The organism is Luteimonas gilva (assembly GCF_005239095.1).
Taxonomy (GTDB): domain Bacteria; phylum Pseudomonadota; class Gammaproteobacteria; order Xanthomonadales; family Xanthomonadaceae; genus Luteimonas_C; species Luteimonas_C gilva.
In genome coordinates this window covers 573,518-593,933 of sequence record NZ_SZUA01000002.1, presented here as the reverse complement: position 1 = coordinate 593,933, position 20,416 = coordinate 573,518, and the positions used below count along the sequence as shown (strand labels likewise).

The following is a 20,416-nucleotide window of genomic DNA, read 5'->3' as shown; positions in this document are numbered from 1 at the left end:
ATGCGCTGGCTGCGACGGATCCCGCTGAGCCTGAAATTCGCCGCGCTGACGCTGGCGTACATGGCGGCCGCGGCGGCGCTGGCGATGGTGCTGCGCGAATGGCTGCAATCCTGGGCCGCGGGCGGCATCGCCGTCGTATTGCTGGCGCCGTTGCTGGCCTATCACGTGCGCCGCGCCTTCGCGCCGATGAACTCGCTGTTCCGTTCGCTGGGCAGCACCGTGGCCAGCTATCGCGACGGCGATTTCAGCTTCGGGCTCTCCTGGGACGGCAAGGACGAGTTGGCCGAATTGGTCGCCGCGCACAACGAACTCGGCGACGCGTTGCGCGAACAACGCCTGGGCCTGATCCAACGCGAACTGTTGCTGGACACGATGGTCCAGAACACGCCGGTGGCGATGCTGCTGCTGGAACCGGACGGACGCATCGTCTTCGGCAATCTGGCGGCGCGCAAGCTGCTCGGCGAAGGGCGTCGGCTGGAAGGGCACGGTTTCGCAGATCTGCTCGCGCATGCGCCGGCCAGCTTGCAAGAGGCCGTCGCCCGCGGCGGCGACGGCCTGTTCGCGGTCGGCACCGAAGAGGACGAAGAGCTTTATCACCTGGCGCGGCGCCATTTCCGCCTCAACGGCCGCCGCCACGAATTGCTGCTGCTGCGCCAGCTCACCACCGAACTGCGCCGCCAGGAAGTGCAGACCTGGAAGAAAGTGATCCGGGTGATCAGCCACGAATTGAACAATTCGCTGGCGCCTATCGCCTCCTTGGCGCACTCCGGCGCCGAACTGCTGCGCCGCGGCCAGACCGAGCGCTTGCCGGAAGCGTTGGCGACCATCGAAGACCGCGCGCGGCACCTGGAAGGCTTCATCCGCGGCTATGCGCGCTTCGCCAAACTGCCCTCGCCGCGCACCGAACCGATGCATTGGCCGCGCTTCATCGCGCAGTTGCGCAACCAAGTCGAATTCTCGCTGGACGGCGAGGACATCGACGGCCATGCGCGCTTCGACGGCGCGCAGATGGAACAAGCGCTGCTGAACCTGCTGAAGAACGCGCACGAATCCGGCACCGCGCCGGAGGAAGTGAAACTGGCGCTGCGGCGACTGCACGACGGCTGGCGGATCGACGTGCTCGACCGCGGCAGCGGAATGAACGAAGCGGTGCTGGCGAACGCGCTGCTGCCGTTCTATTCGACCAAGCGCAACGGCACCGGCTTGGGGCTGGCGCTGGCGCGCGAAATCGCCGAAGCGCACGGCGGCCGCATCGCCTTGCTCAACCGCGAAGGCGGCGGGTTGTGCGTGAGCATGGTGTTGCCCGACTAGCGCTTTCCGAGCGTAGCGTCTGCTTTGCCCTTCTCCCCTTGCGGGAGAGGGATAGGCGGCGCGAAGCGTAGGGATAGGGCGCGGCTCTTCGCTTTTTTGTGGGAGCGGCTTCAGCGGCGAGCTCTTTCTTGCAGATCACGGCATCCTGATGCGAGGAGCTCGCGGCTGAAGCCGCTCCCACAGTCAAGAACAGCGGCAGCGGAGCAAGCCGCGTTCTACGAACTCGAGGCGCTCAGGTTTTCTTCTTCGGGCGCTGCCAACCCGAAACGCTGACCTGCTTGCCGCGCGCGACTGTGAGCTGCCCGTCCGGCGCATCCTTCGTAATCACCGACCCCGCCCCGATCGTCGCGTCCTTGCCGATCGAAACAGGCGCCACCAGCGCCGAATTCGAACCGATGAACGCGCCATCGCCGATCGTCGTCGTGGATTTGTTGACGCCATCGTAATTGCAGGTGATCACGCCCGCGCCGACGTTGACGCCCGCGCCGATCGCCGCGTCGCCGAGATACGCGAGGTGGTTCGCTTTGCTCCCGACGCCCACCTTCGCGTTCTTGGTTTCGACGAAATTGCCGATATGCGCGCCGTCCGCCAGCACCGTGCCCGGGCGCAGGCGCGAATACGGGCCGATGATCACGGCGCCTTCGGCCACCGCGCCGTCCAGATCGCAATGCGCGCGCACTTCGGTGCCGGCGGCCAGGCGCACGTCCTTGAGCCGGCAGAACGGTCCGATGCGCACGCCGTCGCCGAGTTCCACTTTGCCTTCGAACACGACGTCGACGTCCACCTCCACGTCGCTGCCGACGCTCACTTCTCCGCGCACGTCCACCCGGTGGACATCGGCGAAACGCGCGCCCCGCACGCACAGCGCGCGCACGGCGCGCAACTGGTAGGCGCGCTCGAGCTGAGCGAGTTGCCAGGGATCGTTGGCGCCTTCGGTCTCCACCGGATCGGCGACGACGGCCATCTCCGCCGGCGTGTACTCCGCCGCGGCCTGGGCGAAAACGTCGGTGAGGTAGTACTCGCCCTGCGCGTTGTCGTTGGACAGCGCCGCCAGCCAGCCTTTCAAGGCGGTGGCTTCGGCAGCGAGGATGCCGGTGTTGACGATGCGGATGCGGCGCTGCTCGTCGTCGGCGTCCTTGTGCTCGACGATGGCCGCGACGCGCCCTTCCGGATCGCGGACGATGCGGCCGTAGCCGGTCGGATCCTGCAGCTCGGCGACGAGCACGGCCAAGCGGCCCGGCAGATCCAACAGCCGGCGCAAGGTATCGGGGCGGATCAGCGGCACGTCGCCGTACAGCACCAGCACTTGCGCGCCGTCCGGCACGCCGGGCATGGCCTGTTGCACCGCATGGCCCGTTCCCAGCTGTTGCGCCTGTTCCTCCCAGGCCAAACCGTCCTCGGCCCCGAACGCGGCGCGCACCTGTTCGCCGCCGTGCCCGTACACGATGTGGATGCCGGCGGGCTGCAGCGCGCGCGCGGCGTCGACGACGTGCGCCAGCATGGGCTTGCCCGCCAGCTTCTGCAGCACCTTGGGCAGTTTGGATTTCATGCGCTTGCCCTCGCCGGCGGCGAGGATGACGACGTGCAGGGGCGCGGCCATGGCGGTTCCGTTGCGGGCGATGGCGGGATTCTAACGGCCGGCGCTGCTAGCATGCGCAGCGATGCGAGATTCCCATCCGACACCGCCGATTCCTTCCTCCCGCCACGCGGCCGAGGGCCGCCGCCGATGAGTTTGGGCCGGCAGGGGCGGCACTATTTGCTGATCGGCGGCATCCAGTGGCTGGTGGACTGGGGCGTGATGGTCGCGCTGAGCCATTTCGGGATGCGGGTGGAGCCGGCCAACATCGCCGGCCGCATCAGCGGCGCGCTGCTCGGCTATTGGCTCAACGGCAAGCTCACCTTCGCCGGCGACGACACCGCGGTCGGCCGCACTCAACTGCAGCGTTTCGTGATGATGTGGCTGTGCACCACCGCGGTCAGCACTTGGTCGATGGGCGCCATCGACGATTATCTGGGCTTGAAATGGGCGTGGCTGGCCAAGCCCGGCGTGGAATTGGCGCTGGGCGTGATCGGATTCCTGCTGTCGCGGCATTGGGTCTACAAGCGCTGACGCCTCGCCCTTGTAGGAGCGGCTTTAGCCGCGAGCTTTACCTTCGGATCGCAGCGACATGCAGGAAAGAGCTCGCGGCTAAAGCCGCTCCTACAAAAAGCCAAAAAGAAAAACGCCGGCATCGGGCCGGCGTTTTCGTATCCGAATGAAGACCGGATCAGTGCTTGAGGTTCTTGCGCAGACGCTCGAGCGCCTGCAGCTGCGCGGTGACTTCGGCCAGCTTGGCCTGCGCTTCGGCCACTTCCATCGCCTCGCCGCGGTTGGCGAGGATGCGCTCGGCTTCTTCCTTCGCGGCGCGGACCGAAGCTTCGTCGATGTCCTGCGCGCGCACCGCGGTGTCGGCCAGAATGGTGACGACCTGCGGCTGCACCTCGAGGATGCCGCCGGAGATGGCGAAATCCAGCGTTTCGCCGCCCGGTTGCGTCACCACGACCTTGCCCGGCTTCAGCCGGGTGATCAGCGGCGCGTGCCGCGGCGCGATGCCGAGCTCGCCCATTTCGCCGGTGACGACGACCATTTCGGCTTCGCCGTGGAAGATTTCCTGCTCGGCGCTGACGATGTCGCAACGGATGGTGCTTGCCATAAACCTTCTTCCTTCTCTCCTTCTCCCGCTTGCGGGAGAGGGCGGGGTGAGGGCGGGGGCGCGATGAAAGCCGAACCCTCACCCTAACCCTCTCCCGCAAGCGGGAGAGGGAATTTCAATGCATCAGCCGGTGATCTTCTTGGCCTTCTCGAGCGCTTCCTCGATGCCGCCGACCATGTAGAAGGCCTGCTCGGGGATGTGGTCGCATTCGCCGTCGACGATCATCTTGAAGCCGCGGATGGTGTCCTTCAGCGACACGTACTTGCCCGGCGAGCCGGTGAACACTTCGGCGACGTGGAACGGCTGGCTGAAGAAGCGCTCGATCTTGCGCGCGCGCGACACGGCCTGCTTGTCCTCTTCCGACAGCTCGTCCATGCCCAGGATCGCGATGATGTCCTTCAGTTCCTTGTACTTCTGCAGCGTGGCCTGCACGCGGCGGGCGGTGTCGTAGTGTTCGTTGCCGATCACGTTCGGGTCGAGCTGGCGGCTGGTCGAGTCCAGCGGGTCCACCGCCGGATAGATGCCCAGCGCGGCGATGTTGCGGCTCAACACGACGGTCGCGTCCAAGTGCGCGAAGGTGGTGGCCGGCGACGGGTCGGTCAGGTCGTCCGCGGGTACGTACACGGCCTGGATCGAGGTGATCGAACCGGTCTTGGTCGAAGTGATGCGCTCCTGCAGCACGCCCATTTCCTCGGCCAGCGTCGGCTGGTAGCCCACCGCCGACGGCATGCGGCCCAGCAGCGCCGACACTTCGGTGCCGGCCAGGGTGTAGCGGTAGATGTTGTCGACGAAGAACAGCACGTCGCGGCCCTTGCCGTGTTCGTCCTTCTCGTCGCGGAAGTATTCGGCCATGGTCAGGCCGGTCAGCGCGACGCGCAGGCGGTTGCCCGGCGGCTCGTTCATCTGGCCGTACACCATCGCCACCTTCGATTCCGGGAAGTTGTCCGGACGCACGACCTTGGCTTCGATCATCTCGTGGTAGAAGTCGTTGCCCTCGCGGGTACGCTCGCCCACGCCGGCGAACACCGACAAGCCCGAGTGCTGGGTCGCGATGTTGTTGATCAGCTCCAGCATGTTCACGGTCTTGCCCACGCCGGCGCCGCCGAACAGGCCGACCTTGCCGCCCTTGGCGAACGGGCACATCAGGTCGATCACCTTGATGCCGGTTTCCAGCAAGTCGCTGGTCGCGGCCTGTTCCTCGTAGGTCGGCGCGCTGCGGTGGATTTCCCAATGCTCCTTGGCGTCGATCGGACCGACTTCGTCGATCGGCTCGCCGAGCACGTTCATGATGCGGCCCAGCGTGCCGGCGCCGACCGGCACGGACACGGCCTTGCCGGTGTTCACGGCGATCAGGTTGCGCTTCAGGCCGTCGGTGGAGCCGAGCGCGATGGCGCGCACGACGCCGTCGCCCAGCTGCTGCTGCACTTCCAGCGTGATCGCGGTGTTCTGCACCTTCAGCGCGTCGTACACCTTCGGCACGCTCTCGCGCGGGAATTCGACGTCGACGACCGCGCCGATGATCTGGACGATCTTGCCGTGGGTAGTGGCGGTGTTCATACGCTTACTCGCTTAAGTTCAGTCTGAATTTGGAAAGTCCGGCCGTGGATGCCGGGCTCTTGATCAAGGACGATCGTGTTGCGTTCGGGTGTTCGGGAAAACCTCTGCGGCTTTCCCGAACATCCGGGAAAATCCGCCGCCCGCGGCGAAGCGGGCGGCGGCGGTTGCATCCCTTACTCGCACTTCAGCGCGGCGACGACCTGGGCGAACTGGTCGTTGGCCTGCTTGCAGGCGGGAGCCAGGCCGCTCTTGTCGGCCATCGCTTCCCACTGCGCCTTGGACTGGTCGATGCCCTGCTGGAACGCAGCGGCCGCGGCGTTGCCGCCGGACTTGGCGAAGCAGGCCTTGGCGCGGTTCAGATAGTCCTCGCATTCCTGCGGCAGGCCCGAAGCGGCCGGAGCGGCGGCGACGGCAGCGGCGTCGGCCGGAGCGGCAGCGGCGTCGGCGGCCGGAGCGGCGGCGGCGTCGGCGGCCGGGGCTTCTTCCTTCTTGCACGCGGCCAGGGCGGCGCACAGGGCGAGGGCGATCACGAGCTTGTTCATCATTACCGTTTTTCCTTTATCTGGCTGTCGGGAGGTTCGTGGTGCGTTGGCGTGCGCAGTGAAGCTTCCTACTTCGACCCACGGACCCGTCGTGCGCGGCGACGGCTCCAGCAGACATCAAACCGCAGCGGCGCCGCCGACGATCTCCGAGATTTCCTGGGTGATCGCGGCCTGGCGCGCCTTGTTGTAAACCAGATTCAGCGTACCGATCAGCTTGGTCGCGTTGTCCGAAGCGGCCTTCATCGCGACCATGCGCGCGGCGTGCTCGGAAGCCACGTTCTCCATCACGGCCTGGTACACCAGCGACTCGACGTAGCGGGTCAGCACGTGCTCCAGCACGGTCTGCGCGTCCGGCTCGTAGATGTAGTCCCAGTCGTGGTGCGCGATCTGCGTGTCCGCGGCGGGCAGCGGCAGCAGCTGATCGAACGCGGCGCGCTGGGTCATGGTGTTGACGAAGTCGTTGTAGCTCAGGAAGACCTTGTCGACCTTGCCGCTGCTGTACGCGTCCAGCATCACCTTGATCACGCCGACCAGCTGCTCCACGTGCGGCCGATCGCCGAGGTGGGTGACGGTGGCGAGCATGTTGACCTTGATCCGGCGGAAGAACACCGAGGCCTTCTGGCCGATGGTGACCACGTCGACCTCGACGCCCTGATCGTTCCACTTGCGGATCTCGCCCAGCAGGCGGCGGAACAGGTTGTTGTTGAGGCCGCCGGCCAAGCCGCGGTCGGAGGAGACGATGATGTAGCCGACGCGCTTGATCTCCTTGCGCTCGACCAGGTAAGGATGCTGGAACTCGGAGTTCGCCTGCGCCAGGTGGCCGATGACTTGCTTCATCGCGCGCGCGTACGGGCGCGAAGCCTTCATCCGCTCCTGCGCCTTGCGGATCTTGGAGGCCGAGACCATTTCCAGCGCGCGGGTCACCTTGCGGGTGTTCTGCACGCTCTTGATCTTGGTTTTGATTTCTCTGCCGCCTGCCATCTCTCGCTCGCTCTACGTTTTCGTAGGGTGGGCCTCGGCCCACCGTTTTCCCGCGATGGTGGGCCGAGGCCCACCCTACGGATTACCAGCTACCGGTCGCCTTGAAGTCCTCGATGCCCTTCTTGAAGCCGGCCTCGATCTCGTCGTTCCAGTCGCCGGTCTGGTTGATCTTCTTGATCAGCTCGCCGGAGGTGTTCGCGAAATGGGCGTGCAGCGCTTCTTCGAAGGCGCCGATCTTGATCACCGGCACGTCGTCCATGTAACCCTTGTCCACGGCGTAGATCGACAGCGACTGCTCGGCCACCGACATCGGCGCGTACTGCTTCTGCTTCATCAGCTCGGTCACGCGTTGGCCGCGCTCGAGCTGCTTGCGGGTGGCTTCGTCCAGGTCGGAAGCGAACTGCGCGAACGCAGCCAGCTCGCGGTACTGGGCGAGCGCGATGCGGATGCCGCCCGACAGCTTCTTGATGATCTTGGTCTGGGCCGCGCCGCCGACGCGCGACACAGAGATGCCGGCGTTCACGGCCGGGCGGATGCCGGCGTTGAACAGGTCGGTTTCCAGGAAGATCTGGCCGTCGGTGATCGAGATCACGTTGGTCGGCACGAACGCGGACACGTCGCCGGCCTGGGTTTCGATGATCGGCAGCGCGGTCAGCGAACCGGTCTTGCCCTTCACTTGGCCGTCGGTGAACTTCTCGACGTACTCCTCGTTGACGCGCGCGGCGCGCTCGAGCAGGCGGCTGTGCAGGTAGAACACGTCGCCCGGATACGCTTCGCGGCCCGGCGGGCGGCGCAGCAGCAACGAGATCTGGCGGTAGGCCACGGCCTGCTTGGACAGGTCGTCGTAGATGATCAGCGCGTCTTCGCCGCGGTCGCGGAAGTATTCGCCCATGGTGCAACCGGAGTACGGGGCGATGTACTGCATCGCGGCCGATTCGGCGGCGGCGGCGGCGACGATGATGGTGTGGCCCATCGCGCCGTGCTCTTCCAGCTTGCGCACGACGTTGGCGATCGAGCTGTTCTTCTGGCCGATCGCGACGTAGATGCACTTAACGCCGGTGCCCTTCTGGTTGATGATCGCGTCGATCGCCACCGCGGTCTTGCCGGTCTGGCGGTCGCCGATGATCAGCTCGCGCTGGCCGCGGCCGATCGGGATCATCGAGTCGATCGCCTTGTAGCCGGTCTGCACCGGCTGCGACACCGATTTGCGCGCGATCACGCCCGGGGCCACCTTCTCCACCGGCGCGGTCTGCTTGGCGCCGATCGGGCCCTTGCCGTCGATCGGCTCGCCCAGCGCGTTGACCACGCGGCCGAGCAATTCGGGGCCGGTCGGCACTTCCAGGATGCGGCCCGTGGTCTTGGCGACGTCGCCTTCGCGCAGGTGTTCGTAATCGCCCAGCACCACGGCGCCGACCGAATCGCGCTCCAGGTTCAGCGCCAGGGCGAAGGTGTCGTTCGGCAGTTCGATCATTTCGCCCTGCATCACGTCGGCCAGGCCGTAGATGCGCACGATGCCGTCGGACACCGAGGTGACCGTGCCTTCGTTGCGGGCTTCGGCGCTGAGCTTGACCTTCTCGATGCGGGTCTTGATCAGTTCGCTGATTTCGGACGGGTTGAGCGTCGTGGTTGCCATCTTCTTTTCCCAATGTAGGGCGGGTTCAATCCGCCATCGCGTTCGGTGTGCCGAGGCCCACCCTACGAATTCAAATCAATTTGCCAACGCGGTCTGCAGCCGCGACAACTTGCCGCGCAGCGAACCGTCGATGACCACATCGCCCGCGTCGATCACCGCGCCGCCGATCAGCGACTCGTCGATCGCCGTCTCCAGCTCGACCTCGCGGCCGAAACGCTTCTTCAACGCGACCTTGATCGCATCCAGTTCGCCGGCCGGCAGCGCCGCGGCGGAGGTCACCTTCGCCTTGACGATGCGTTCGGCTTCAGCGCGCGCTTCTTCGTACAAACCGGCGATCTCCGGCAGCAAAGCGAGGCGGCGGTTGTCGGCCAATAGGGCGAGGAAGTCGCGGACGGGCTGATCGGCGTCGTTCGGCGACAGCAAAACCACCGCATCGTCGTCGGTCAGTTTCGGATTGCCGAGCAGGGACGCGATCTGCGGATCGGCCGAAAGCCGCGCCGCGAAGCCGAGCGCGTCGGACCACTGGGCGAACTTGCCGGCGTCGCGCGCGATCGCAAAAGCGGCGCGCGCGTACGGACGGGCGAGGGTCAGTGCTTGGCTCATGTCAGATCTCTGCCGCCAGCTCGTCGAGCAGCGCCTTGTGGGCGTTGGCGTCGATTTCGCGCTTGAGCAGCTTCTCCGCGCCGGTCACGGCCAGCACGGACACCTGCTTGCGCAGATCTTCGCGGGCACGGTTCGAGGCCGCGGCGATTTCGCTTTCGGCCAAAGCCTTCTGGCGCGCGCCTTCGGCGATCGCTTCGGCCTTGGCGGCGTCGACGATCTGATTGGCGCGCTGGTGGGCCTGTTCGATGATCTCGTTGGCCTTGACGCGGGCGGCTTTGAGCTCTTCGTTGACCTGGTCCTGCGCCTGGGCGAGGGCCTTCTGGCTGTTGTCGGCCGCGGCGAGGCCTTCAGCGATCTTCCGCTGACGCTCCTCGATGGCCGCGATGATGTGCGGCCAGCCGAATTTCATCACCAGCCAAGCCACCGCGAAGAACGCGAGGCCCTGGACGACGAATGTCAGGTTGATATCCATTGCTTGCTCCTGGCGCCGGCAGCCGATGCCGCCGGCGATTGCCTAACCGTTACGCCTGGATCAGCCCGCGAGCTGCGACAGGAACGGGTTGGCGAACAGCAGCAGCAGCGCGATGGCGACGCCGATGATCGGCACGGCGTCCAGCAGGCCGGCGACGATGAACATCTTCGTCTGCAGCATCGGGGTCAGCTCCGGCTGGCGGGCCGAGCCCTCCAGGAACTTGCCGCCGAGGATGGCGAAGCCGATGGCGGTGCCGAGGGCGCCCAGGCCGATCAGGAGGCCGGCGGCGATGACGGTGAACTTCATCACTTCGGCGATGAGGGCTGCGTTTTCCATGGTTTACTCCGTGCGTGAAGCGGTTGGAACGTGGTGGATGGGATAAAGCGAAACTGCGTGGAAATTCTGGTCTTGCTTCGGCTTAGTGGCTTTCGGCCGCCATGCTCAGGTACACGATGGTCAGCATCATGAAGATGAAGGCCTGCAGCGTGATCACCAGGATGTGGAACGCGGTCCAGACGAATCCGGCGACGAACTGGATCGGCAGCATCGCGTAGGTCATCCAGCTGGAGAACGCGGCGTTCAGCGTCATCAGCGCGATCAGGATGAAGATCAGCTCGCCGGCGTACATGTTGCCGAACAGTCGCAGGCTCAGCGACAGCGGCCGGACCAGTTCTTCGATGATGCGCAGCAGCAGGTTGACCGGCGCCAGCACGATCTTCATGAAGCCGTGCGCGTGGAACGGCGCGGTGAAGGCTTCCTTGACGAAAGTGCCCACGCCCTTATGGCTGATGCCGAAGATCTGGATCAGCAGGAACACCATCAGCGACAGGCCGAGCGTGGTGTTGAGGTCGGCGGTGGGCACGATGCGCAGGTAGGCGTGGTGCGGATCGTGGCCGGCCAGCTCGTGACCCTTGGTCCACAGGCCCGGCACCCAATCCACCGGGATCATGTCCAGGAAGTTCATCATGAACACCAGGCAGAAGATGGTCAGCGCCAGCGGCGCGATCAGCTTGCTGCGGCCGTGGAAGGTCTCGCGGACCATGCTGTCGACGAAGCCGACGACCATTTCCACGAAGGCCTGGAATTTGCCCGGCACGCCGGCCGTGGCCTTGCGCGCGGTGCGCAGGAAGAAGAACAGGAAGATGGCCGACAGGACCAGCGTGAAGAACACGCTGTCCAGATTGATCGTCATGAACTTGCCTTCGCCGATCTGCCACTGCAGATGGTGAAGGTGGTGGGTGATGTACCCGGTGGCGCCGCCGCCGGATTCCGGCGCATGTGCGGTGTTTTCGACGATCACGCTTATCAGCCCTTACGTTTGCGTACGTTTGACGGTTTGCCGCACATTCAAAGCCAACAGGTAGGCCAGCGTCGCCGCGGCCAGCCCCACTACCATCGGAAGCGGCGGCAGGCGCCAGACTCCCAACGCGATCACCAGCACGACGATCGCGATCGTCCATTTGAGCAGCGCGCCCAGCAGCAGCCGCGCGAACGCGACCCTTGCCTGCACGATCCCCCCAAGCGACACTCCCGCCGCCAGCGCGTTGCCCAAGGCCAACGCGCCGCCGCCGATCCCCGCCGCCAGCGCCGCCTGCGGCCCTTGCGCCAGGAAAAGCAGCGCGACCAGCAGGGCGACTACGGCCTGGACCGCCGCCGCGCGCAGCGCAGAACGACGTCCAGCAGCAATGGGGTCGTGCAACGCTCGGCCCTGTTCAGCTTGCGGAGATGGGGCTCAATAACCGCCCCGCGGAGCCGCAAAATTATAGCAGTCGGGCGTTTTCAGCGGCAACCGCGAAAAGTCCCGCGCGGGCGTTTCCGGTGAATTTTTCAGCCGCGCCGACCGATGCGGTCCGGGCACGGAACCTTTTCCGAAAGCGCCGGTCAGTCTTTACGAGGCCTGCCCGCCAACCCTCGTCGATCCTCGCGGCAGGCCCCTTGAAGCCCCGGTCCCGACCGGGGCTTCGCCTTTCCAGGGCCCGCTCAAATCATCTGGAAACGCTTTCACGCTCGCTCCACCCCGGATCGGCGATTAATTGCACCGGGCGGTACACGAAGTACCGCTTTTTTATTTCGCTACCGGAGCAAGGCCGTGATCCCCCAAAAAACCGTACTCGCCCTCGCCCTGGCGCTCGCCGGCGCCAGTCTCGCCCTGCCCGCGCGCGCCGACGACGACCGCTTCGTCCTGCGCCTGGGCGCCATGAACGCAAAAGCGGACAGCACGCTCAGCGGCCGCACCGTCTTCCAGGGCCAGCCCTTAGGTTTCGAGGAAGACTTCGATTTCGGCGGCGACGAACTCGTGCCGCGCGTGGAAGGCATGTTCAAGTTCGGCGATCGCCACCGTCTGCTGTTCAACTACTTCAATTACGACAAAGACCGCCGCGCCACGTTGAACGACGATTTCTCGTTCGAGAACATCACCATCCCGCGCGGCAGCTTCGCCAAGACCGAGGCGCAGTTCGAACTGGCCAGCGCCATGTACGACTACGCCGTCGTGGAAACGCCCACCAGCAGCCTGGGCCTGCAGATCGGCGTCGAATACGCCAAGCTGGAAGCCAAGCTGTACGCGCAATCCGGTCCTTTCAGCTACGAGGACCGCGCCAGCGACGACGGTTACGCGCCGGTGGTCGGCTTGCGCTATACGGCTACGCCGAGCGAGAAGTGGCGCTTCGTCGTGCAAGGCCAGTACTTGAACGCCGACTGGGGCAACTTCGACGACTACGAAGGCGACATCAGCCGCGCCAACGCCATCGCCGAATACCGCTTCACCAAGAACTTCGGCGCGTACGTGGGCTACGACTGGTTCAAGATCGACGTCGAGCGCAGCGATCGCGGCAACAACGGCGTATTGGGCCTGGACCAGCGCTTCAAGGGCCCGATCGTCGGCGTGACGTTCGCGTTCTGATTTTGTAGAGCTGGGCTCGCCCGACCGCCTGGCTTCGGTCTTTGTAGAGCGGAGCTTGCTCCGCTGCTCTTGCCCTTCATCGCTACGGGCCGAAAAGCAGCGGAGCAAGCTCCGCTCTACAAAACAAAGGCGCCGGTGTTATTTGCGCTTGGGGATATACAGGTCGGTGATGGTGCCTTCGTACACCTCCGCCGCCATGCCCACCGATTCGCCGAGCGTGGGATGCGGATGGATGGTGTGGCCGATGTCGGCGGCTTCGCAGCCCATTTCGATCGCCAACGCCAATTCGGAAATCAGATCGCCCGCGTGCACGCCGACGATGCCTGCGCCGATGACGCGATGCGTGGCTTCGTCGAAGATGAGCTTGGTGAAGCCTTCGGTGCGGCCGATGCCGATCGCGCGTCCGCTGGCCGCCCACGGGAATTTGCCGACGCCGTAATGCAGGCCCTTGGCTTTCGCTTCGGTCTCGGTGACGCCGACCCAGGCGATTTCCGGATCGGTGAAGGCCACCGACGGGATCACCCGCGCCACCCATTCGCGCTTCTCGCCCGCAGCCACTTCCGCGGCGAGCTTGCCCTCGTGCGCGGCTTTGTGCGCGAGCATCGGCTGGCCGATGATGTCGCCGATGGCGAAGACGTGCGGCACGTTGGTGCGCATCTGCCGGTCGACGTCGATGAAGCCGCGGTCGCCGACGCGCACGCCGGCCTTGTCGGCGTCGATCTTCTTGCCGTTCGGCGCGCGTCCCACCGCGACCAGCACGCGGTCGTAGAGCTTGTCGGCCGGTTCGCTGGCGCCCTCGAACGTGCAGGCGATGCCGTCCTTCTGCGCTTTGGCCTCGACCACCTTGGTCTTCAGATGGATCGCGACGCCCTGCTTCTTCAGCCGGTCGGCGAGCGGCTTGACCAGATCCGCATCCGCGCCCGGCATCAGCTGGTCGGCGAGTTCGACCACGGTGACTTGGCTGCCCAGCGCGCGATACACCGTCGCCATTTCCAGGCCGATGATGCCGCCGCCCACCACCAACAACGTTTTCGGCGTTTCCTTGAGCTCCAGCGCGTCGGTGGAGTCCATCACCCGCGGATCGTCCCAAGGGAAACCGGGCAGCTTCAGCGGCTGCGAGCCGGCGGCGATCACGCATTGCTGGAAACGCAGCAGTTGCGGCTTGCCGTCGACGACCACTTCCATCTCGTTCGACGACACGAATTTCGCCATGCCGGTGACGATCCGCACTTTGCGCTGCTTGGACATGCCGGCCAGGCCCTTGGTCAGCTGGCCGACGACCTTTTCCTTGTAGGCGCGCAGCTTGTCGATATCGATCTTCGGCTTGCCGAAGTCGACGCCGTAATCCGTAGCGTGCGCGGCTTCTTCGATCACCGCCGCCGCGTGCAACAAGGCCTTGGACGGAATGCAACCGACGTTGAGGCAAACGCCGCCGAGGCTGGCGTAGCGTTCGATCAGCACCGTGTCCATGCCCAGATCGGCGGCGCGGAACGCGGCGGTGTAGCCGCCGACGCCGGCACCGAGCACTACGATCTGGCATTCGATGTCGGCTTTCTTGCCGCTGGCGGCGACCGCCTGCGGCGCGGGCTCGGCCGGCTTCGCTGGCGACGGCGCGACCGGCGGTGGCGATGCCGCGGCGCTCGCGGGTTCGCTCGCCTTCGCCGGAGCGGGCGCGCTGGCCGCCGCGCCTTCGCTCTCGAGGATCGCCACGACCGATCCTTCCGAAAGCTTGTCGCCGACCTTCACCTTCAATTCTTTGATCGTGCCCGCGGCCGACGACGGCACTTCCATCGTCGCCTTGTCCGACTCCAGCGTCACCAAGCCCTGGTCCTTGGCGACCGTGTCGCCGACCTTGACCAGCACTTCGATCACCGGCACGTCGTCGTAACCGCCGATGTCGGGTACCTTGATTTCCACCGTATTCGCCATCGAACAGCTCCTATTTCTTTTCGGTAGGCGGGATGACCGTGTTCTGGTCGTACACCAGACGCCAAGCGCCGTCCTCGCGCCGGAAGGTCAACGACAGCAGCGCCATGCGCTTGCTGCGATAACGGCCGGCCTTGTCGCGGACTTGCGAGTCGTACTTGACCCGGGCGATGCCGACATCGCCGTACTGCATCACGTCCTGCACCTGGAAGCGCATGCGCCAATCGCGTTCGGCGAACCAGGCGACGTGCAGCTTGCGGTACTCCTCGCGCGTCTTCAGCACCCGGCCGTCCGGCAGGATCGTGGTCATGATCGGCAGGCGGGTCACCGTCTCCAGCAGCGCATCGAGATCGCGGGCTTCGATCGCGGCGAGATGGCGATCGACCGCGCTGCGCAAAGACGAGCCCGGCGGAGGCTTGATCGCCGCGGCCGCGCCGGAGGCCGCCAGCAGCAGGCAGGCCAGCGCGATGCGCAGCGTTTTCACAGCAGCACGCGACGCATGTCGCCGAGCAGTTGCGCCAAGTAGGCGGTGAAGCGCGCCGCGGCCGCGCCGTCGATCACGCGATGGTCGTAGCTCAGCGACAGCGGCAGGATCAGCCGCGGCGCGAACTGCTTGCCGTCCCAAACCGGCTTCGTCGCCGATTTGGACACGCCCAGGATCGCCACTTCCGGCGCGTTGACGATCGGCGTGAACGCGGTGCCGCCGATGCCGCCGAGCGAACTGATCGAGAAGCAGCCGCCGCTCATCTCGGCCGGACCGAGCTTGCCGTCGCGCGCTTTCTTGGCCAGTTCCGAGGTTTCGTGGGCGATGTCGATCACGCCCTTCTTGTCGACGTCGCGCACCACCGGCACCACCAGGCCGTTCGGCGTGTCGGCGGCGAAGCCGATGTGCCAATACTTCTTCAGCGTGAGGTTTTCGCCGGCGGCGTCCAGCGACGAGTTGAAGTCGGGGTACTTCTGCAGCGCGGCGACGCTGGCCTTCATGATGAAGGCGAGCATGGTGAGCTTGATCCCCGCCTTCTCGTTCTCTTTGTTCAACTGCACGCGCAGCGCTTCGAGATCGGTGATGTCGGCGTCGTCGTGCTGGGTGACGTGCGGGATCATCGCCCAGTTGCGCGCCAGGTTGGCGCCGGAAATCTTCTTGATCTTGGACAGCGGCTTGGTTTCGATTTCGCCGAACTTGGCGAAATCCACCTTCGGCCACGGCAACAGGTTCAAACCGCCGCCGCTTGCGCCGCCGACCGCCGCGGCCGGCGCGCCGCCGGACTGCAGCGCGTGCTTGACGAAGTTCTGCACGTCTTCCTTGGTGATGCGGCCGCCGCGCGCCGAGCCGCTGAGCTGCAGCAGATCGACGCCGAGCTCGCGCGCGAACAGGCGCACCGCGGGGCTGGCGTAGGGCACTTTGCCGGGCAGCAGCGCATCCGCGTCGAAACGCACCGGCGGCAGGCCGGCGCCCATCGGCGCGGTTTCGGTGGCCTGCACCGACGGGCTGGAAGCGATCGCGGCTTGGGTCAGCTTGTCCGGTTGCGCGGCCGGCGCGACGGGCTCGACCTTGGGATCTTCGCTGGCGATGGTCACCGCCGGCTCGGGCTTCTTCGCTTCGGCCTTGACCTCGGCCGCGCCGCCGCTGGCTTCGATCAGCGCCACGACGCTGCCTTCCGACAACTTGTCGCCGATCTTGACCTTGAGCTCCTTGACCACCCCGGCGAAGGACGAGGGCACTTCCATCGTCGCCTTGTCCGATTCCAGCGTGACCAGGCCCTGATCCTTGGCGACGGAGTCGCCGACCGCGACCAGCACTTCGATGACGGGCACGTCGTCGTAGCCGCCGATGTCCGGGACACGCGCTTCCTTCAACTCGGCCATGCGGCCCTCCGCCTTGCAGTGAGAGGGCTATTGTGGCGGTTGCGGCGTTAAGCGCCAACCACGGCCTGTGGGAGCGGCTTCAGCCGCGAGCTTTTTCGCCCGGCTGCAATTTGCGGGAAAGCTCGCGGCTGAAGCCGCTTCCACAGGAAATGAGGCCCCGGCCGCCTCAATCGGCCTTGCGATGCTTCTCCGGCGGCTTGATCTCGAGCAGATCCAGCGGCTTGCCGCTCGGCAAGCGGTATTCGAGTTCGTTGTCGATACGGTCCAAGTTTTCCATCTTCGTGCACAAGGCGCGCGCACGGACCTCGAGCGCGTCGGCGCGAGGCTGGATCCGCGCTTCGATGTCCTTGTCCATGTCCTCGAGCTGCTTCATCCGCTTTTCGTCGCCGGAGAAGGCCGCGCTGACCGCGCCGGTGACGATGTCGCCGATCAGCGACGGCATCACTTCCTTGACCGCGTCGCCGATGCTCTCGCCCAGCGCTTCGCTGTTGTAGTGGTTGGCGCTGACCGAACGCGACAATTCCTTGTTGAGTTCCGCGCGGGCCTTGTCCAGCTTGGCGCGGGTGCGCGAGGGATCGCCGCCGAATCCGGCGGCGACTTCGCCGAGCGTGGTGAAGGCGATGTCGGCCGCGTCCAGGCCCACTTGGCGCGCCAGCGGCATCGTCGCGCGCGCTTCGCGCTCGTATTCGGCCACGCGCTTGCTGTCGGCCGCGCTGAGGCTCACCCAGCGGTCGTCGACGAACAGCCGGCCCTGGCGCATCACGATCGCCTTCGGCGAGGCGGTTTCGCGGGTGAAGATGACGCTTTTGTCGGACAGGGCGAAGTCGTAATCGCTCCGCACGTTGCACTCGACATGGACCTCGGCGGCCTGAGCGGCTCCGGCCAGCAGCAGCAACGACAATCCCATCGAAACCGAACGCATGATCTATTTCCCCGTGACGGTTTTCCCTGTGGAAGCCAGCTTGCCAAATCCGCCGGCTTCCGTCCCCTGCCGGTCGGGGTTATGACCTTCGTCACGTGAATCGGCGCCGACGCAACGCCGGCCGCTCCCGGCGCATCCCTACGTACAGGGGTCCGAGCAACCGAAAAAACAGCTTCAAGGTGACCACCATGCAACGCTTGCACCACATTTTCCAACGCGCGGTCCTCGCGCTCGCCCTGCTGACCAGCGGCTTGGCCGGCGGCTACGCCCTGCACGACCCGGCCGCGGCACGCATCCAGCCTTGCCGCGCCGCCATCGACGCAGATCGTTCGCCGCGGCAGGCCTACGCCGACCTGCGGGCGGCCAGCGGCGCCCAGGCCGACTGCAACTGCGGCAGCGCGTAGGACGCGTTGGCCGGGCTGGTCGACGGCAATCCGACGATCGCCAACCGGCGTTCGAGCGCCGCATCCATCTCCGGCGCCGCATAGCGTGCGAACGCTTGCGCGGCCTTGCCGCCGTTCAATCCGATCGCGCGCAACTCGGGCAGCTGCGCGCATAAAACGGCGATCGGATTGGCGATCTCGCTGCCGCGTTCGATCGCGCTGTCCAGGCTGCCGGCGCGAACGCATTGTCCGATCACGTCCCAAAGCCCGACACCGGCTTCGTTGAGCGCCGCGATCCGTTGCGGATAGGGCGCGCTCGCGTCGATGCCGTACAGCGCCGCCATCAGCGGCCAAAACCGATTGCGCGGATGGCCGTAATACTGGCCTAGCCGCAGCGAAGCCTCGCCCGGCATCGAACCCAGCACCAGCACGCGGGCGTCTTTCCGCACCGCCGGCGGCAAGCCTTGCAGAGTCATCCCGGCGGCCCCGCTTGCCACGGACGAACCACCAGCAATGCGCCGACGGCGACCAGAACCGCGCCGAACACGCGCATCGGATCGATCGGCTGGCGCGCATGCAGCACGCCGAAATGATCGAGCAGCAACGAGCCGAGCATCTGTCCGAACACCACCGCGCAGATCAGCCCCGCCGCGCCCAAGCGCGGCACCAGCACCGTGGCGGCCAGCACGAACAGCGCGCCGATCAAGCCGCCGGTCCATCCCCACCATTCCATGCGCGACAGCGTGGCGATATCGATCGCGGCGGGCCTCAGCGCGAACCAGCAGCACAGCAACGCAATGCTGCCGACGCAAAACGAAGCCATCGACGCGAACAAGGGCCCGTGCGTGGATTGGCCTAAGCGGGCGTTGATCAGCGCCTGCAGAGGCAGCAACGCGCCCACCGCCGCGGCCATCAACAAACTGAATGCTTTCATGCGAAAAATATCTCCGATATTCGCGGCGATGCGCGTTATGCGCGCTCGAAGCGGCGTAGATGAACGTTACGAAAAAGTTCCATGAATCTAACCGGAATATTCATGGTGCGCACAAAGGGAGTTCATAAAGATCTCGTTAGCCTACGTGCGCCCTCTCCCCGGGCATACGACCATAACGAGGAGATTCCTTATGTTGTCCTTCCGCTCCCTGAGCCTCGCTCTCGCCGCTTCGTTGGCCATCGCGCCCGCGGCCTTCGCCCAGGACGCGTCTTCCGATGCCGCCAGCAAGCGCTTCGCCGTCGTCGGCGGTTATGCGCACATGAAGCCGAAGTCCGATGCGTTCGAAAATACGCCGGGCAAGAACGGTTTCGACGGCGGCGGCATGCCGACTTTGAGCGGCACCTGGTACGCCACCGACAATTTCGCGGTCGAGTTGTGGGGCGCGGCCGACAAGTCCGAGCAGCGCGTGCGGTCGAACGGCGCCAACGTCGGCACGATCAAGCAGCAACCGGTCGCGGTGAGCGGCCAGTACCACTTCGGCCAGCCCGGCCAGGCGATCCGTCCGTACGTCGGCTTGGGCTATTACGAGTCGAACGTCAGCGACGAAAAGATCGGCGGCCAGCACGTCGGCATGACCACGCCGAAGGGTGCGATCGCCACCGCCGGCGCCGACTTCAACATCAACGAACGCTGGTTCACCCGCGCCGACGCCCGCTACATGAAGGGGGATTCGGACCTCAAGGCCGGCGGCGCCAAGATCGGCGAAGCCAAGCTGGATCCGTGGGTGGTCGGCGTCGGCATCGGTGCGCGGTTCTGATCCGCGGTTTCCCGCCACGATAGCGAAAAACGACGGGCCCCTCGGGGCCCGTCTTCGTTTGCGGGCTACCGTTTGCGGCTGGCTTCGTACACGGCGATGTAGTCGTCCACGCCGACGTCGGCGATCAATTCGCCGATCGCTTCCAACGGCAGATCCTCCGGCTTCTTGAAGCGCAGGCAGCTCTTGCCCATGTCCAGTTTCTTGCCGGCGGCTGCGGCGGCCGTGCGCAATCGGCGCTCCTGTTCGGCGATCGCGTACACGCCCATCAGGTACAGCGAATAGCCGTTCTTCTGCGCCGCGAGCGCGACGTAGCCCAGCGGCTGCCGGTTGTAGGTGTCCGGATAGCGCGACAACGGGACGCCCCAGCCGATCATGCCGAAGGCCATCGTCTCGGCGTATCCGGCCGGCAGGTTCGCATTGACCAGATCGCGCACCTTGGCCACCACGGCGCGCCGTTCTGGCGGCAGCGAGGCCAGGTAATCGGTTACGGAAACGGCGTCGCTGCGCGGCATCGGCGGTCTGCGTTCAGGCGGTGCGCCGAGCCTACCCGGGCCAGGTTAAGCCGTCATGGCGCGGCGCAACGGGGCTCGTCTTCACGCCATCTGAATGCCGAATCCGAACAGTGGCAGGGCATTTTCAATCGAGGAGAACAGCCGATGGCCACCAAACTGGAAAAATCGCTGAGGCGCGAAATCGAGATCGACGACAAGGCCTACACCCTGACGATCGATCCGACCGGACTCAAATTGACCGAAAAAGGCCATCGCAAGGGCCAGGAAGTGAGCTGGAAGGAAATCCTCGGCGGTTCCTCGGCGGGCAACGGCACGCCCGGCGGCCACTGACCGTTCCGCATACGCGAACCTTGCCGGCCCGG

24 protein-coding genes are annotated in these 20,416 nt (G+C 65.7%); 6 read left to right on the top strand and 18 right to left on the bottom strand.

The genetic code is table 11. The annotated features are described in order from the left end of the window. Nucleotides 1-9: 9 nt before the first annotated feature. On the top strand, nt 10-1,311 hold the full coding sequence (locus FCE95_RS10680; RefSeq protein WP_425481305.1) for a sensor histidine kinase: 1,302 nt from the start codon (nt 10-12) through the stop codon (nt 1,309-1,311). Nucleotides 1,312-1,543: 232 nt separating this feature from the next. Here the strand turns inward: FCE95_RS10680 and glmU are convergent, their stop codons facing one another. Beyond that, a complete protein-coding gene (glmU, locus tag FCE95_RS10675; RefSeq protein WP_137266999.1) occupies nt 1,544-2,911 on the bottom strand; it encodes a bifunctional UDP-N-acetylglucosamine diphosphorylase/glucosamine-1-phosphate N-acetyltransferase GlmU in 1,368 nt (455 codons plus the stop codon). A gap of 126 nt (nt 2,912-3,037) precedes the next feature. Here glmU and FCE95_RS10670 point away from each other — a divergent pair, with 126 nt between their 5' ends. Further along, nucleotides 3,038-3,421, top strand: coding sequence for a GtrA family protein (locus FCE95_RS10670; RefSeq protein ID WP_137266998.1), 384 nt, complete (start codon nt 3,038-3,040; stop codon nt 3,419-3,421). A gap of 157 nt (nt 3,422-3,578) precedes the next feature. On the opposite strand, the gene FCE95_RS10665 is transcribed toward FCE95_RS10670, so the two are convergent. The 10 genes from FCE95_RS10665 to FCE95_RS10620 form a co-directional block, all read right to left on the bottom strand. Beyond that, nucleotides 3,579-4,004 (bottom strand): F0F1 ATP synthase subunit epsilon, encoded by a 426-nt coding sequence (locus tag FCE95_RS10665; protein ID WP_137266997.1) that lies wholly within the window; start codon nt 4,002-4,004, stop codon nt 3,579-3,581. 123 nt (nt 4,005-4,127) lie between these two features. After that, nucleotides 4,128-5,561, bottom strand: a complete 1,434-nt coding sequence (gene atpD, locus FCE95_RS10660; protein ID WP_137266996.1) for a F0F1 ATP synthase subunit beta — start codon at nt 5,559-5,561, stop codon at nt 4,128-4,130. A 173-nt stretch (nt 5,562-5,734) separates the two neighbouring features. Continuing rightward, nucleotides 5,735-6,106, bottom strand: a complete 372-nt coding sequence (locus FCE95_RS10655) for a DUF5339 family protein (RefSeq protein WP_223266858.1) — start codon at nt 6,104-6,106, stop codon at nt 5,735-5,737. A 114-nt stretch (nt 6,107-6,220) separates the two neighbouring features. After that, a complete protein-coding gene (gene atpG, locus FCE95_RS10650) occupies nt 6,221-7,084 on the bottom strand; it encodes a F0F1 ATP synthase subunit gamma (protein ID WP_137266995.1) in 864 nt (287 codons plus the stop codon). Between the two features lie 82 nt (nt 7,085-7,166). Next, nucleotides 7,167-8,717 carry a F0F1 ATP synthase subunit alpha gene (atpA, locus tag FCE95_RS10645; RefSeq protein WP_137266994.1) on the bottom strand — a complete coding sequence of 517 codons (1,551 nt, stop codon included), beginning with the start codon at nt 8,715-8,717 and terminating at the stop codon, nt 7,167-7,169. A 75-nt stretch (nt 8,718-8,792) separates the two neighbouring features. Further along, the gene (locus tag FCE95_RS10640; protein ID WP_137266993.1) at nt 8,793-9,320 is read right to left on the bottom strand and encodes a F0F1 ATP synthase subunit delta; all 528 of its coding nucleotides are present in this window, start codon (nt 9,318-9,320) and stop codon (nt 8,793-8,795) included. A 1-nt stretch (nt 9,321) separates the two neighbouring features. Further along, nucleotides 9,322-9,792: a F0F1 ATP synthase subunit B gene (locus FCE95_RS10635; RefSeq protein ID WP_137266992.1), complete on the bottom strand. Its 471-nt coding sequence runs from the start codon at nt 9,790-9,792 to the stop codon at nt 9,322-9,324. Nucleotides 9,793-9,852: 60 nt separating this feature from the next. Then, entirely contained in the window at nt 9,853-10,128 is a 276-nt protein-coding gene (gene atpE, locus FCE95_RS10630; RefSeq protein ID WP_137266991.1) for a F0F1 ATP synthase subunit C, read from the bottom strand. A gap of 82 nt (nt 10,129-10,210) precedes the next feature. Beyond that, the gene (gene atpB, locus FCE95_RS10625; protein ID WP_223266857.1) at nt 10,211-11,092 is read right to left on the bottom strand and encodes a F0F1 ATP synthase subunit A; all 882 of its coding nucleotides are present in this window, start codon (nt 11,090-11,092) and stop codon (nt 10,211-10,213) included. A gap of 12 nt (nt 11,093-11,104) precedes the next feature. Next, on the bottom strand, nt 11,105-11,491 hold the full coding sequence (locus FCE95_RS10620; protein ID WP_137266990.1) for an ATP synthase subunit I: 387 nt from the start codon (nt 11,489-11,491) through the stop codon (nt 11,105-11,107). Between the two features lie 390 nt (nt 11,492-11,881). On the opposite strand from FCE95_RS10620, the gene FCE95_RS10615 reads away from it, so the two are divergent. Beyond that, complete coding sequence (locus tag FCE95_RS10615; RefSeq protein WP_137266989.1) at nt 11,882-12,694, top strand: hypothetical protein; 813 nt, start codon at nt 11,882-11,884, stop codon at nt 12,692-12,694. A gap of 138 nt (nt 12,695-12,832) precedes the next feature. Here the strand turns inward: FCE95_RS10615 and lpdA are convergent, their stop codons facing one another. The 4 genes from lpdA to FCE95_RS10595 all read right to left on the bottom strand — a co-directional run bounded on the left by lpdA (nt 12,833) and on the right by FCE95_RS10595 (nt 17,408). Then, a complete protein-coding gene (gene lpdA, locus FCE95_RS10610; protein ID WP_137266988.1) occupies nt 12,833-14,623 on the bottom strand; it encodes a dihydrolipoyl dehydrogenase in 1,791 nt (596 codons plus the stop codon). A 10-nt stretch (nt 14,624-14,633) separates the two neighbouring features. Next, nucleotides 14,634-15,104: a YybH family protein gene (locus tag FCE95_RS10605; protein WP_137266987.1), complete on the bottom strand. Its 471-nt coding sequence runs from the start codon at nt 15,102-15,104 to the stop codon at nt 14,634-14,636. Beyond that, a complete protein-coding gene (locus tag FCE95_RS10600) occupies nt 15,101-16,486 on the bottom strand; it encodes a dihydrolipoyllysine-residue acetyltransferase (RefSeq protein WP_137266986.1) in 1,386 nt (461 codons plus the stop codon). The genes FCE95_RS10605 and FCE95_RS10600 overlap by 4 nt, the downstream gene beginning before the upstream one ends. A gap of 166 nt (nt 16,487-16,652) precedes the next feature. Continuing rightward, entirely contained in the window at nt 16,653-17,408 is a 756-nt protein-coding gene (locus FCE95_RS10595; RefSeq protein WP_137266985.1) for a DUF2884 family protein, read from the bottom strand. Nucleotides 17,409-17,587: 179 nt separating this feature from the next. Between FCE95_RS10595 and FCE95_RS10590 the strand changes: the two genes are divergently transcribed. Then, complete coding sequence (locus FCE95_RS10590) at nt 17,588-17,812, top strand: hypothetical protein (RefSeq protein WP_137266984.1); 225 nt, start codon at nt 17,588-17,590, stop codon at nt 17,810-17,812. Here FCE95_RS10590 and FCE95_RS10585 read toward each other — a convergent pair. Both FCE95_RS10585 and FCE95_RS10580 read right to left on the bottom strand, forming a co-directional pair. Further along, entirely contained in the window at nt 17,752-18,267 is a 516-nt protein-coding gene (locus FCE95_RS10585; protein WP_137266983.1) for a DNA-deoxyinosine glycosylase, read from the bottom strand. The genes FCE95_RS10590 and FCE95_RS10585 overlap by 61 nt on opposite strands. Then, a complete protein-coding gene (locus tag FCE95_RS10580) occupies nt 18,264-18,725 on the bottom strand; it encodes a DMT family transporter (protein ID WP_137266982.1) in 462 nt (153 codons plus the stop codon). The genes FCE95_RS10585 and FCE95_RS10580 overlap by 4 nt, the downstream gene beginning before the upstream one ends. A gap of 190 nt (nt 18,726-18,915) precedes the next feature. On the opposite strand from FCE95_RS10580, the gene FCE95_RS10575 reads away from it, so the two are divergent. Next, nucleotides 18,916-19,542 carry an OmpW/AlkL family protein gene (locus tag FCE95_RS10575; RefSeq protein WP_137266981.1) on the top strand — a complete coding sequence of 209 codons (627 nt, stop codon included), beginning with the start codon at nt 18,916-18,918 and terminating at the stop codon, nt 19,540-19,542. 65 nt (nt 19,543-19,607) lie between these two features. On the opposite strand, the gene FCE95_RS10570 is transcribed toward FCE95_RS10575, so the two are convergent. Further along, on the bottom strand, nt 19,608-20,054 hold the full coding sequence (locus FCE95_RS10570; protein ID WP_137266980.1) for a DUF1801 domain-containing protein: 447 nt from the start codon (nt 20,052-20,054) through the stop codon (nt 19,608-19,610). 144 nt (nt 20,055-20,198) lie between these two features. Between FCE95_RS10570 and FCE95_RS10565 the strand changes: the two genes are divergently transcribed. Continuing rightward, a complete protein-coding gene (locus FCE95_RS10565; protein ID WP_137266979.1) occupies nt 20,199-20,384 on the top strand; it encodes a hypothetical protein in 186 nt (61 codons plus the stop codon). Nucleotides 20,385-20,416: the final 32 nt, after the last annotated feature.

Excerpts from the sequence above, each read along its gene's own strand:
- glmU (WP_137266999.1), bottom strand. The coding sequence starts at position 2,911 with ATGGCCGCGCCCCTGCACGTCGTCATCCTCGCCGCCGGCGAGGGCAAG.
- FCE95_RS10670 (WP_137266998.1), top strand. The coding sequence starts at position 3,038 with ATGAGTTTGGGCCGGCAGGGGCGGCACTATTTGCTGATCGGCGGCATC.
- FCE95_RS10665 (WP_137266997.1), bottom strand. The coding sequence starts at position 4,004 with ATGGCAAGCACCATCCGTTGCGACATCGTCAGCGCCGAGCAGGAAATC.
- atpD (WP_137266996.1), bottom strand. The coding sequence starts at position 5,561 with ATGAACACCGCCACTACCCACGGCAAGATCGTCCAGATCATCGGCGCG.
- FCE95_RS10655 (WP_223266858.1), bottom strand. The coding sequence starts at position 6,106 with ATGATGAACAAGCTCGTGATCGCCCTCGCCCTGTGCGCCGCCCTGGCC.
- atpG (WP_137266995.1), bottom strand. The coding sequence starts at position 7,084 with ATGGCAGGCGGCAGAGAAATCAAAACCAAGATCAAGAGCGTGCAGAAC.
- atpA (WP_137266994.1), bottom strand. The coding sequence starts at position 8,717 with ATGGCAACCACGACGCTCAACCCGTCCGAAATCAGCGAACTGATCAAG.
- FCE95_RS10640 (WP_137266993.1), bottom strand. The coding sequence starts at position 9,320 with ATGAGCCAAGCACTGACCCTCGCCCGTCCGTACGCGCGCGCCGCTTTT.
- FCE95_RS10635 (WP_137266992.1), bottom strand. The coding sequence starts at position 9,792 with ATGGATATCAACCTGACATTCGTCGTCCAGGGCCTCGCGTTCTTCGCG.
- atpE (WP_137266991.1), bottom strand. The coding sequence starts at position 10,128 with ATGGAAAACGCAGCCCTCATCGCCGAAGTGATGAAGTTCACCGTCATC.
- lpdA (WP_137266988.1), bottom strand. The coding sequence starts at position 14,623 with ATGGCGAATACGGTGGAAATCAAGGTACCCGACATCGGCGGTTACGAC.
- FCE95_RS10600 (WP_137266986.1), bottom strand. The coding sequence starts at position 16,486 with ATGGCCGAGTTGAAGGAAGCGCGTGTCCCGGACATCGGCGGCTACGAC.
- FCE95_RS10595 (WP_137266985.1), bottom strand. The coding sequence starts at position 17,408 with ATGCGTTCGGTTTCGATGGGATTGTCGTTGCTGCTGCTGGCCGGAGCC.
- FCE95_RS10585 (WP_137266983.1), bottom strand. The coding sequence starts at position 18,267 with ATGACTCTGCAAGGCTTGCCGCCGGCGGTGCGGAAAGACGCCCGCGTG.
- FCE95_RS10580 (WP_137266982.1), bottom strand. The coding sequence starts at position 18,725 with ATGAAAGCATTCAGTTTGTTGATGGCCGCGGCGGTGGGCGCGTTGCTG.
- FCE95_RS10575 (WP_137266981.1), top strand. The coding sequence starts at position 18,916 with ATGTTGTCCTTCCGCTCCCTGAGCCTCGCTCTCGCCGCTTCGTTGGCC.
- FCE95_RS10570 (WP_137266980.1), bottom strand. The coding sequence starts at position 20,054 with ATGCCGCGCAGCGACGCCGTTTCCGTAACCGATTACCTGGCCTCGCTG.
- FCE95_RS10565 (WP_137266979.1), top strand. The coding sequence starts at position 20,199 with ATGGCCACCAAACTGGAAAAATCGCTGAGGCGCGAAATCGAGATCGAC.